The following is an 11095-nucleotide window of genomic DNA, read 5'->3' as shown; positions in this document are numbered from 1 at the left end:
TCGGGGCAACAGGGACTACGCTCGGTGCGATCTCGTCCGCGGAAGAAGGCGCGGACTAGCGCCGCTTGCGGAAGCGGTCCAGCGAAACCACCTTGTCGGACTCCTCGATCTCGCCATGCTCCGGTACCGGCTCCTCTTCCGGATCCGGATCGGGCTCCGAGGTCGGTGCCTCGAACTTGAGACCGAAGGGCCCCTCGGGATCGGCGAAGGAGGTCATCGCCGAGAACGGCACCACGATGCGCTGACGCCGACCGCTGAAGGAGAGAACGACGGAAAACTCCTCGCGGCTGACCTCGAGGTCCCAGTACTGGTGCTGCAGGACGATGGTGAGCTCTTCCGGGTGGAGAGCGAGCAGGGAGGACGGGATCTGCACCCCGGGGTCGGTGGTGCGAAAGGCGATGTAGAGATGATGATCGCCCGGCAGACCATCCTCGACGACCTGTTCCAGCGCCAGGCGCACCACATCCCTCAGCGCTTCTTGCACCAGTGCCGGATAGTCCAGGTTGCCGTCGGCCATAGGTTCCCTCCCCCGCCTGCACTTTAGCAGGCTGCTGCCTTTCGAGGGGCGCCGGGCGCCCCCCACAGGTCGTGCGTCTTCACCACCATCCTCAGCGGCTCTACCGCTGCCTCGCGCCACTCGCTTCGGCTCGAGTAGCAGGCGCCTGCTTGCTGCCGACAGCAACTCGCGGTCCTTCGTCGACAGGACCCCGAAGCGCCTCCCTCAGCGGGCGAACCGAGCTCTCCGTCACGGCCGTCGAGGCTGATAGGATCGCCCTCCCCGAGGGCGTGATGCCCGCTGCGGCCTGCGGAAGGCCGAAACCACTCAGAAAGTGAATTTCATGGAAATCTACGACGATATTCTGCAAACTCTCGGCAACACTCCTCTGGTTCGATTGAGCCGCTTCGCCCCCGGCGGGGCCACCCTGGCGGCCAAGATCGAGAGTTTCAATCCGGGCTCCAGCGTCAAGGACCGCATCGGCCAGGCACTGATCGAGGCCGGCGAGAAGCAGGGTCTCCTGAAGCCGGGAGGGACCATCGTCGAGCCGACTTCCGGCAACACCGGTCTGGGCTTGGCGATGGCCGCCAACCTCAAGGGCTACCGCATGGTGTGCACCGCCGCCGACAAGATTCCGCAGGAAAAGGTCACCCTGCTCCAGGCCTTCGGCGTCGAGGTCATCCTGTGCCCGACCAACGTCGAAGCCAACGACCCGCGCTCGTACTACAAGGTCGCCGAGCGCATCCGCGATGAAGAGGGCGCCTATCTGCCGTACCAGTACCACAACCAGGCCAACCCGGAGGCCCACTATCAGACCACCGGGCCGGAGATCTGGCGGCAGACCGAAGGACGCATCACCCACTGGGTGGCGGGGGTCGGCACCGGCGGCACGATCAGCGGCACGGCACGTTTCCTCAAGGAGCAGAACCCGGACATCCGGGTGGTCGGCGTCGACACCGTCGGGTCGATCTATGCCTACTACCACGAGCACGGCGAAATGCCCCCGGAAGACCAGATCCACCAGTACCTGATCGACGGTATCGGCGAGGACTTCCTGCCCGGGAGCTGTTGGATGGACACCATCGACGAGATCATCACCGTCGACGACGGCGCCGCCTATCGGGCGGTCCTCGAGCTGGCGAAGAAAGAGAGCATCTTCACCGGCTCCTCCGGTGGTGCCGCGGCGGTGGCGGCGCGGCAAGTCGCCGAGACGGCCGGCCCGGAGGCGGTGATCGTCACCCTCTTCCCGGACTCCGGGGAGCGCTATCTGTCGAAGCTCAACCAGGACTGGATGAGGGCCCAAGGCCTGGAGGCCTGACCCGACGTGTCGTATCCCAACCTGCGCACCTTCGTCGACAACCTGCGCCGCCAGGGCGACCTGGCGGTGGTCGAAGCGCCGGTCGACGCCCGCCTCGAGGTTCCGGAGATCCACCGCCGGGTGATCGCCGCCGGTGGCCCGGCCCTGCTGTTCACCAACGTTCGCGGTGCCGACTTCCCCTTGGTCACCAACCTCTTCGGAACCGCCGGACGAGCCGAGCAAGCCTTCGGCGAGCGCCCCCTCCGCCTCATCAAACGTCTCGTCGAGCTCGCCGAGACCCTGCTGCCGCCGACCGCCGGCAAGCTGTGGGGGGCCCGCGACGTCGCCCGCGAGGCGCTGCGGGTCGGCCTGCGCAATCGGCGCCGGGCGCCGGTCCTCGAGGTGGTGAGCCGCGAGCCGCGCCTCGACCGCCTGCCGGTGCTGACCACCTGGGCCGAAGACGGCGGTCCCTTCGTCACCCTGCCGCTGGTCTACACCGAGCACCCGGACGGCAAGGGGCACAACCTCGGCATGTACCGGCTGCACGTTCACGACCGCACGACCACCGGCATGCACTGGCAGATCGGCAAGGGCGGTGGCTTCCATCATGGCCTCGCCGAGGAGCGCGGCGAAGCGCTGCCGGTGACCGTCTTCCTCGGCGGTCCGCCGGCCCTCATCCTGTCGGCCATCGCGCCGCTGCCGGAGAACGTTCCCGAGCTGATGCTGGCCTCGCTGATCGCCGGCCACCGCCTTCCGCGCACCGCCGGCCCACTGGCGAGCCATCCCCATCCGTTGATCGCCGAAGCCGAGTTCGCCCTCATCGGCAAGGTGCCGCCGAAGATCCGGCGTCCAGAAGGCCCCTTCGGCGACCACTACGGCTACTACTCCCTGCGCCACGACTACCCGGTCTTCGAGCTCGAGGCCATCGCCCATCGCAAGGACGCCCTCTACCCGGCCACGGTGGTGGGCAAACCGCGCCAGGAAGACTTCTTCATCGGCGACCTGCTGCAGGAGCTGCTGGCACCGCTCTTTCCGCTGGTCATGCCGGCGGTGCAGGATCTCTGGTCCTACGGCGAAACCGGCTACCACTCGCTGGCGGCCGCCGTGGTCAAGGATCGCTACCCCCGCGAAGCGATGGCGAGCGCCTTCCGCATCCTCGGCGAAGGTCAGCTCTCGCTCACCAAGTTCCTCATCGCCATCGACCGGCCCCTCGACCTGCAGGATTTCCGAGCCGTCCTGACCCATCTCCTCGAGCGCACCCGTCCGGAGACCGACCTCTACGTCTTCTCGCATCTGTCGATGGACACCCTCGACTACAACGGCCCCCAGGTCAACCGCGGCTCGAAAGGGGTCTGGCTGGGCATCGGTGAGCCGTGCCGCGAGCTACCGCGGGAGTTCTCACCCCCGGTGGAGCCGCCGCCGGAGGTGTCCGGAGTCGAAGTCTTCTGCCCCGGCTGCCTGGTGGTCGGAGGGCCCGCCTTCGGCGACGATCCGGCGGCCGCCGAGCGCCTCGCCGCCCATCCCGCCTTCGCCGACTGGCAGCTGCTGGTGCTCACCGACGAGCCCCAGCGGGCCGCCGCCAGCGCGGTCAACTTCCTGTGGACGACCTTCACCCGCTTCGAGCCCGGGGCCGACATCTACGCCCGCGACATTCGCCGGGTGCGCAATCACCTCGCCTTCGAAGCCCCGGTGCTGATCGACGCCCGTCTCAAGCCGGACTTCCCGGACGAGCTGTTCTGCGATGCGGCCACCGCCGCGACGGTCGAGGAACGCTGGCGCGAGTACTTCCCCGAAGGCGGCGTCGAGATGGGCGATTCGGACCGCGCCCATCTCGATTGAGGCGAGGACGGCGGCGTCCGCGACAGTCCTCGGGCCTGGCTCAATCGTTGCCTGAAGGCGGCGCCGGAAAGTGCTCCAACGTCACCTCGGGCAACTCCCCAAGGGCGTTGAAGGACACCGACCGCTGGCGCACGTAGCGGTCGAAGAAGCTTCTCAGCAGCGCTCTCGTCCGCTCGAGGCCGAGCCCGGAGTCGACCTCGGCCCCGTAGGTCGCCGGATCGAGCAGCGGTAGATCGGTCACCGAGTTGTGGCCGAAGCCCTCCAGACGAGCCAAGAACACATCGTTGCGCCGGTTGGCAATGATGTCGCGCAGATTGGGCTGGGCGATGTCCGGCAGGGAGCTGCTGTAGAGCACCAAGGCGGCAGCATCGAGGCCGCCCTGGCGAACCTTCCGCGGCGCCACCCCCTCCATCGCCGCAAAGGCGCGGACTCGCTCATCGCTGCCGGTCACGGCGCCGGCGATCCGCCCGCCCAGAGAATGGCCGAAGACTCCCAACCGGCCGAGGTCGACTCGCCCGGTCAGGCGCCCGGACGGATCCGCGCGGTCGAGCTCGGCGAGGCGTCGCAGGGCGAAGGCGATGTCGCCGGCACCAAGGGCGGTCGGGGGCTCGAAGAAACGGTCGACCTCCTCGTAGGGCCCCATCATCAACTCGCGGCTCGGTCGAAACCGAGGGTCGGGAGAGATCAATCGCCCATCGGGATAGATCACGCGACCGATATAGGGACTGTCGACGGCCAGCACCAGGTAGCCGTGGCTGGCGAGATCTTCCGCCACCCCGGTATAGAAGTGCCGCGCCATGCCCCGGCCCGGGCTCAACACCACCACCGGCAAGCGCCCCCCTGCGGCCACCAGCGGCGCCGAAGGGACGCTCCACGGGCGAACCATCGTCAGCTCGGGATGGAGCGGTGCATAGGGCGCCCGCGGCGCGTCCTCCGCGACCGTCGCCGGATACCAGACCTGGGCCATGATGGCGCGGCGGTCTCCGCTGTCGGCGCTGAGCTCGTCGGGGCGCTCCTCGTCGATCCAGTGCCAGACCATGGTGCCGACGCCATCGGGCCCGGAAGGGCGGGGCAGAACCAGCGTCTGCTCATCCCCCGCCGCCAGCGAAGCCCCGAACGCCAGGCTCAGAACCAACCCGAATCGCATCCACCGCAAAGCACCCTTCACCGCTCGCCCTCCTGTCGCCCTCGCGCCACCGCCGGTAGCGGCCCAGCAGCTCCGAGAGCCGATGATCCCAGACCAAGGCCGCGGCAAGGTCGAACCGCACGGCACCACGGTCCTTCCCCACCGCGGCCTGAATCCCATCCCCAAAGGGGAAAACGCACCCCGCGGCGCAAGGTTCCCGCAGGTCGCTCTCGCGGCGATTCGAAGCGAAAGTTTGATCTGGTTGGATGGGGCTCGATCGTCCAGCCCGGAGGATCAGCCTCCGGGGCCAGGCTCCCCTGGCATACCGGAATCGTCCTCGAAGCGCTCGAGGTCGGAGTTCCAGATTCGGGTCTCGTCATCGCCGGCGATGACGAAGGTCGACGCTGGCAGTGGAAGATCGAACTCGAGGGTCGAGATCAGAATCTCGGTGCGGAGGGTTCCGGCTTTCGGGTCCACCACCTGCACCGAAATGCCGGCCGGGAAGAGCAGCCCCTTGGGCCCATAGGGACGATAATCCCGCAGCTCGATCAGGCTGTGACCAGCGGAGCCCGTAGCCCGCTGCTGGATAACCCTCGGAACGGCCTTGCCACGCTCGGTCTGAGTCACCACCCGGTAGGCATCGCCGAAGATGAGCTCCGCGTCGCCCTGCTGCGGCCGCTCGACGACAGCAGACGCCCGGACCACGTCCGCCAGTCGCAGGGCCCCTTCACCGAGGCGGCCATCGGAACGCAGGAACTGCACCGGCAGAAAGAAGGGATTCTCCATCGCGGAGGTCGGGACCTTCGAGTCCTGCCGCGCTAGCGAGAGAATGTTCTCGTCGCGCAGCCAGAGCTGGAAGGACTCGCCATCGAAGGCGGTCTCGGTGTCGGCGACCAGCTTGAGGCCGCGTTCCGAACGGCTCACCAGGCGATACCTACCGCCGGACTCCCAGTACTCGATCTGGACACTGCCTACCCGAGGCCCTTCCGGGGTCTCGAGCGAGACGATCGCCGACGCCTTCATGTGCAGGCTCTCGATGCGCGAGTACTGGGCGAGGAACTCATCGAGCGGCCCGTTTTCTCCCACCATAGCGGCTGGCGCCAGCAGCAAGAGCGTCAGCGAGAGGCCAGAAGTTCGGGTTCGGAGATCAGCAGCCATCGCAGATCTCCGTCATCAAACGCTTACCGCACGGGCAGCGCAGTACCAGGAAGCAGCTCTTCGTCCCGCACTTCGTCTTGAGGGGATTGCTCCACCAGCCCGAGAGACCGGCAGCCAACCTCGCTCCCTGCGGGCGCAGGCTGGTCGGCAATTGGATGCAGCCCGGCGTGAGACTACAGACGCCGATGCCGCGGCAGTAACCGAGCTCATCGAGAATTTCCGGAGAGTCGCCGGGTTTGAGCTCTTGGTTCGAGTCCGTCGCGACATCCGTCTGCCCTTCGAGCCAGCCCAGAGAATCATCAGCGGGTTCGACCGCCGGATATCCGTAGGTCGCGCTCGCGACCAGAATGAGCAAGATACAAAAAAGCCATTGGTTGATTTTCATCGAGGATCCTTTCTAGCCGAGGCCACGGCGCAGCGCGCCCATTGAAGTCGATAGATCCAGCAAGTTCCTCGATGACGCAGCGGCGCGCATCTGTATTTCTGCACTAACGATCTACAGAAAACATTCAATGAATCACAACTTATCCTCTGATAACTCAGACTGTCAAATACTTTCTATTGCCTTCGCTCAGAGCTGCGGGTGTCACGACGGAAGCGGAGCGGCTCAACAGGAGCCGAGGGACCAACCACTGAAGACGTCTCGAAAGGTCACCTTGGGGGTCGGCGGCGCGAGGCTGGTCAGCCCCGGGGCGGAATGGCATACTCCCTCCGCCATGGCCGACCCCGCCCGCCCCTTCACCCTGGTCGAGAAGATCTCGGACCTCTTCGCCCGGCTGTTGCTGCGACCTCAGATCCGGGTGCCGGAGCCGCCGGCCGAGGCCGGCCATGACCTCGCCACCCGCGCCGACGAGCTCAATACGGCCGCCGAGCAGTACTACCTCGACACCGAGGCCAAGCACTACATCCAAGGCAAGCCGTTCAGCGATCCCTTCGCCTTCCCGCGCTACCTGTTCAACCTCGGGGTGCTCTTCGAGCATCTCCAGGTCGGTCCCGGCGATGTGGTTCTCGAGCTCGGGGCGGGCAGCGCCTGGGTGTCCCACTTCCTCAATCTGTTCGGCTGTCAGACCATCGCCGTCGACGTTTCTCCCACCGCCCTCGAGATGGCACGGGAGGTCTTCGAGCAAAACCCCCGGACGCGCTGGGATCTCGATCCGCAGTTCCTGCCCTACGATGGCTACCGCCTACCGCTGGCCGACGGCCAATGCGATCGCATCGTGCTGCACGACGCCTTCCACCACATTCCGAACACCGACCAGCTACTCGCCGAGATGGCCCGGGTGCTGCGCCCCGGAGGCATCGTCGCGATGAGCGAGCCGGGGCGCGAGCACTCCGCCTCCGAGGTCGGGCAGCAGGAAGCGGCGGAGACCGGTGTGCTGGAGAACGACGTGGTGGTCGAAGAGCTCGATCGCCAAGCCCGGACCGCAGGCTTCGACCGCACCCTGGTCGTGCCGGTGGCGCTGAATCCCCCGCCGGTGCCGGCGGCGGACTTTCCCCGCTTTCTCCAGGGCAAGGGCTTCACGCGCTTCTGGAAGGGATTCACCGGCGAGTTGCTGGCGCAACACTTCATCTTGATCTACAAGGGCGAGCCACAGCCGACCACCCGCCGACCCGGTTGGCTAGCGGCCGAGATCGCCGTCGAGACCGCGACGGCGCCCCTCATCGCGTCGGCCGGCGAAGAGCTCCAGCTGGACTGCCGCCTGCGCAACCGGGGCGATACCCGCTGGATCGCCGGCGGCGCTCGGGAAAGGGCCGGCGACACGCGCCTCGGCGCTCGCCTCCAGAAGCCCGGCGAAGACGGACTCCGCGACTGGGCCCGCGCCCCCCTGCCGCAAGATATCGCCCCCGGCGGGGAAGCCGCCGTGACCTTGACCCTGCGAGCCCCCGACGAGGCCGGCTCCTATCGCGTAGTCCTCGATCTGGTGGCGGAGCAGGTCGCTTGGTTCGCCGACCGCGGCTCGCCAACGACGGTGCTCGAGCTCGAGGTCGAGGGTCCTCAACCAGCCTCGAGCTGACGCTCGATTGCCGCGCTGGTCGCCGCTGCCAGGTACTGGTCGAGGAGGGCCTCGGCGCTCACCAAGAGCTCCAATGCGAGGCTGTCGAGACGGTTGCGGGTCACCAGCGTCGCCGTCATCGAACCGGCGAGGAGCTCCGCCGTCACTCGCGTCAGCCATTCGAGGGTCTCGGCCGGATCCGCCGCCGGATTGAGCGACGACTTACTCGTCGCCACCAGCTGCTGGGCACCGGCGGGCGGAGCATCCTGGGGCTTGCCATCGGTGTCTTCCACCGCATCGGCGGACAGCGACGGAAGAGCCTCCCGGCGAGCCCCGTCATCGGCGGCATCGAGGGAACCGAAGAGCGAAGCGAGCTGTTCGAAGAGGGTCACGAGACCACTTTCCTGCGCCTGAAGTAGCCGATTCTCGAGCTCGAGGGCCTTCACCAGGGCCTCCGTCAGGTCCACCATCTGCTGCGCCACCGGATTCTCGATCACGGCCGCTTCGTGGTCCCCACTCATGAGATTCTCCCGACACCACCGAAGGCCGCCCTGGGACGACATCCAACGAACTTTCGACTCATACATCCTCCCTATCGCGATTCGATGCGAATCGCCGTGCCGCAGGCCGGGACATTCGCGCCCCGCGTTCGTAAGAGAGAACGGCGAGGGACTGACTTCGTGAATAAACACCCGGCCCTTGTTTCTCGTACAACCGTAGTAGAAAATCTGCAGCGCCGTCCGTCGATGGCGAATCAGAGTCCTTTTGCAGTCACCGCTTGGGTGGGAGGTCGAGGGATGCTCCAGTGCCGGCAAGGCATCGAGTGGCAGTGTGGTTTGCGCCGGGTCGCCATCGCGGCTCTGGCGGCGGTCTTTCTCTGGCCCCTGGCCATCATGGCGGACGAAGGCCAGGGTGAGGTGCCCGAAGTCCGGGCCCTTCGGACCGCAGGCGAGATCACCCTCGACGGTCGCCTCGACGAACCCATCTGGCAGCAGGCGCCAAAGGCCACCGGCTTCACCCAGCGCAATCCCGAACCGGGAGCGCCGATCAGCCAGCACACCGAGTTCCAGGTGGTGTTCTCGGACACCACCCTCTATGTCGGCATCCGGGCCGACGACGACGATGCCGCCGGCCTGGTGGCGCGGGAGATGCAGCGCGATGGCTCGCTGTTTCGGGACGACGGCCTCGTGGTGCTCCTCGATACCTTCCACGATCACCGCAACACCTACATGTTCGAGACCAATCCCCTCGGAGCGCGCACCGATGCGCTGATCGCCGATGAAGGGGAGATGAACAATTTCCAGTGGGATGGCCTGTGGCGGGTCGGCACTTCACGCGGACCGGAAGGCTGGATCGCCGAGTTCGCGATTCCCTTCTCGACCCTGCGCTTCGATCCCAGCCTCGACACATGGGGCCTGCAGATTCGCCGCGTCGTGCGGCGCAACAACGAGTTCGCCTTCTGGGCTCCGATCGGCCTCGACGCCAACCTCTTCCGGGTCTCGCGCTATGGACACCTCACCGGTCTCGAGCTCCCCGAGCCCAGCCTCAACCTGCAGATCATGCCCTTCGTCACCGGCGCCTACCGGGACAACGTCGACACCGGCTCCGACGACGAGACCGACGCCGGCCTCGACATCAAGTGGGGGCTGACCCGCAACTTCGTCCTCGACCTCACCTACAACACCGACTTCGCCGAGGTCGAAGCCGATGCTCTGCAGGTCAATCTCACCCGCTTCTCCCTCTTCTTCCCCGAGAAGCGCGACTTCTTCCTCGAGAACTCGGGCATTTTCGGCTTTGGCCCCGGGGCCCCGGTCCTCGGACTGTTCTTCTCCCGTCGCATCGGCATCAGTCCGGAAGGCAACCCGGTACCCCTCGAGTGGGGTGCCCGTCTGTCAGGGAGGGCCGGCGGCTGGAACGTCGGCTTTCTCGACGCCCAGACGGACGCCGCCACCTTCACCGACGAGGACGGCGAGCGCGAGGTCGTTCCCGAGACCAACTGGGGCGTGCTGCGGGTGCAGCGCAACCTCGGCGAACGCTCGACGGTGGGAATGATGTTCACCAACATCGACACCGAGGACGGCAGCGGCGACCAGCGCTCCTACGGCCTCGACGCCAACATCAAGCCGACGGACCGCCTCACCCTGTCGGCCTTTTGGGCCCGCATCGAAGACGACTCCGCCGCGGGCGACGCCTCGGGATCACCGCAGGACGGCGCCTGGGCAGCCGGTGCAGAAGCCGAGTGGGAGAGCGACCTGTGGGGTTGGGAGCTCGAAGTCCAGGAGATCGGAGAGGACTTCTCCCCCGACTTCGGCTTCGTGCGCCGCAACGGCATTCGCCGCTATCGCGGCGAGCTCGACTGGGAGCCGCGCCCCGAGACGCCCTGGATCCTCAATTACAACTTCGGCACCGATATCGACGTCTTCACCCGCCTCGATGACAGCCTCGAAAGCCTCTGGGCCTCGTTCCGATTCTTCGGCATCGAGCTCGAAACGGCCAACGAGATCTTCTTCTTCGCCGAGCACTCCGTCGAGGATCTCGACGAGCCCTTCGAGATCCGGCCCGACATCTTCATTCCCGTCGGACGCCACGAATTCAGCTCCCTGCGCGGCTTCTGGGCCACCAACAGCAGCCTGCCCCTGTCGGGGTTCTTCGCGGCTCGCTTCGGCGAGTTCTTCGACGGCGATCGCACGGGCCTCGAGGTCACCGGCCGCTGGCGCCCAAATCGCTTCCTGCGCCTCGAGACGAGTTGGTTCTACAACGACGTCGAGCTTCGCGGCGGCGACTTCTCCACCACCTTGCTGCGGCAACGGATGGCCGTCGCCTTCACCCCGGATATGTCCTTGAACGGCCTGCTGCAGTACAGCGACGCCAGCGAATCCCTCGGCCTCAACCTGCGCTTTCGCTGGACCTACCGCCCCGGCTCGGACCTTTTCCTGGTCTACAACGAAGGCTGGGATGCGCCGTCCCTGAGCGACCCCATGGAGCGCGAGCGCCAGGTGATCTTCAAGCTCGGCTACCTGTTCTGAGCCTCTCTCGCCGTTGCTCTGGCCTCGAGACCGAGGCCACGACGAAAACGGCCGCCATCCCTCGCGGGAGGCGGCCGTCTCGTCCCCAGACTGACGCCGACGGCTAGCAGGTTGCTGAAAAGCTCATCGGCAACCTGCGACCGGGCCCGGAAGGGCCCG

9 protein-coding genes are annotated in these 11095 nt (G+C 66.7%); 4 read left to right on the top strand and 5 right to left on the bottom strand.

What is annotated here, in order from left to right; all coding sequences use genetic code 11:
• Nucleotides 1–55: 55 nt before the first annotated feature.
• Nucleotides 56–517, bottom strand: coding sequence for a ClpXP protease specificity-enhancing factor SspB (locus AAF604_17875; GenBank protein ID MEM7051541.1), 462 nt, complete (start codon nt 515–517; stop codon nt 56–58).
• Between the two features lie 322 nt (nt 518–839).
• Here AAF604_17875 and AAF604_17870 point away from each other — a divergent pair, with 322 nt between their 5' ends.
• Nucleotides 840–1814 carry a cysteine synthase family protein gene (locus AAF604_17870; protein ID MEM7051540.1) on the top strand — a complete coding sequence of 325 codons (975 nt, stop codon included), beginning with the start codon at nt 840–842 and terminating at the stop codon, nt 1812–1814.
• 6 nt (nt 1815–1820) lie between these two features.
• Nucleotides 1821–3632 (top strand): UbiD family decarboxylase, encoded by a 1812-nt coding sequence (locus tag AAF604_17865; protein MEM7051539.1) that lies wholly within the window; start codon nt 1821–1823, stop codon nt 3630–3632.
• Nucleotides 3633–3672: 40 nt separating this feature from the next.
• Here the strand turns inward: AAF604_17865 and AAF604_17860 are convergent, their stop codons facing one another.
• From AAF604_17860 to AAF604_17850, 3 genes are all read right to left on the bottom strand, one after another.
• Nucleotides 3673–4800 (bottom strand): hypothetical protein, encoded by a 1128-nt coding sequence (locus AAF604_17860; GenBank protein ID MEM7051538.1) that lies wholly within the window; start codon nt 4798–4800, stop codon nt 3673–3675.
• Nucleotides 4801–5052: 252 nt separating this feature from the next.
• Complete coding sequence (locus tag AAF604_17855) at nt 5053–5916, bottom strand: hypothetical protein (GenBank protein MEM7051537.1); 864 nt, start codon at nt 5914–5916, stop codon at nt 5053–5055.
• Nucleotides 5906–6301 carry a hypothetical protein gene (locus tag AAF604_17850; GenBank protein ID MEM7051536.1) on the bottom strand — a complete coding sequence of 132 codons (396 nt, stop codon included), beginning with the start codon at nt 6299–6301 and terminating at the stop codon, nt 5906–5908. The genes AAF604_17855 and AAF604_17850 overlap by 11 nt, the downstream gene beginning before the upstream one ends.
• A gap of 331 nt (nt 6302–6632) precedes the next feature.
• Here AAF604_17850 and AAF604_17845 point away from each other — a divergent pair, with 331 nt between their 5' ends.
• Entirely contained in the window at nt 6633–7931 is a 1299-nt protein-coding gene (locus AAF604_17845; GenBank protein ID MEM7051535.1) for a methyltransferase domain-containing protein, read from the top strand.
• Here AAF604_17845 and AAF604_17840 read toward each other — a convergent pair.
• Nucleotides 7913–8431 (bottom strand): hypothetical protein, encoded by a 519-nt coding sequence (locus AAF604_17840; GenBank protein ID MEM7051534.1) that lies wholly within the window; start codon nt 8429–8431, stop codon nt 7913–7915. The two genes, AAF604_17845 and AAF604_17840, sit on opposite strands and share 19 nt — an antisense overlap.
• A 276-nt stretch (nt 8432–8707) precedes the next feature.
• Between AAF604_17840 and AAF604_17835 the strand changes: the two genes are divergently transcribed.
• A complete protein-coding gene (locus AAF604_17835; GenBank protein ID MEM7051533.1) occupies nt 8708–10936 on the top strand; it encodes a DUF5916 domain-containing protein in 2229 nt (742 codons plus the stop codon).
• The last annotated feature ends 159 nt before the right edge of the window (nt 10937–11095 follow it).

It is taken from the genome of Acidobacteriota bacterium (genome assembly GCA_039028635.1).
In the GTDB taxonomy this organism is placed as follows: domain Bacteria; phylum Acidobacteriota; class Thermoanaerobaculia; order Multivoradales; family JBCCEF01; genus JBCCEF01.
The sequence above is the reverse complement of the archived record's forward strand: the minus strand, read 5'-3'. Positions and strand labels throughout refer to the sequence as shown.

Coding starts and splice junctions, on each gene's coding strand:
- AAF604_17875 (MEM7051541.1), bottom strand. CDS start 517: ATGGCCGACGGCAACCTGGACTATCCGGCACTGGTGCAAGAAGCGCTG.
- AAF604_17870 (MEM7051540.1), top strand. CDS start 840: ATGGAAATCTACGACGATATTCTGCAAACTCTCGGCAACACTCCTCTG.
- AAF604_17855 (MEM7051537.1), bottom strand. CDS start 5,916: ATGGCTGCTGATCTCCGAACCCGAACTTCTGGCCTCTCGCTGACGCTC.
- AAF604_17850 (MEM7051536.1), bottom strand. CDS start 6,301: ATGAAAATCAACCAATGGCTTTTTTGTATCTTGCTCATTCTGGTCGCG.
- AAF604_17845 (MEM7051535.1), top strand. CDS start 6,633: ATGGCCGACCCCGCCCGCCCCTTCACCCTGGTCGAGAAGATCTCGGAC.
- AAF604_17840 (MEM7051534.1), bottom strand. CDS start 8,431: ATGAGTGGGGACCACGAAGCGGCCGTGATCGAGAATCCGGTGGCGCAG.
- AAF604_17835 (MEM7051533.1), top strand. CDS start 8,708: ATGCTCCAGTGCCGGCAAGGCATCGAGTGGCAGTGTGGTTTGCGCCGG.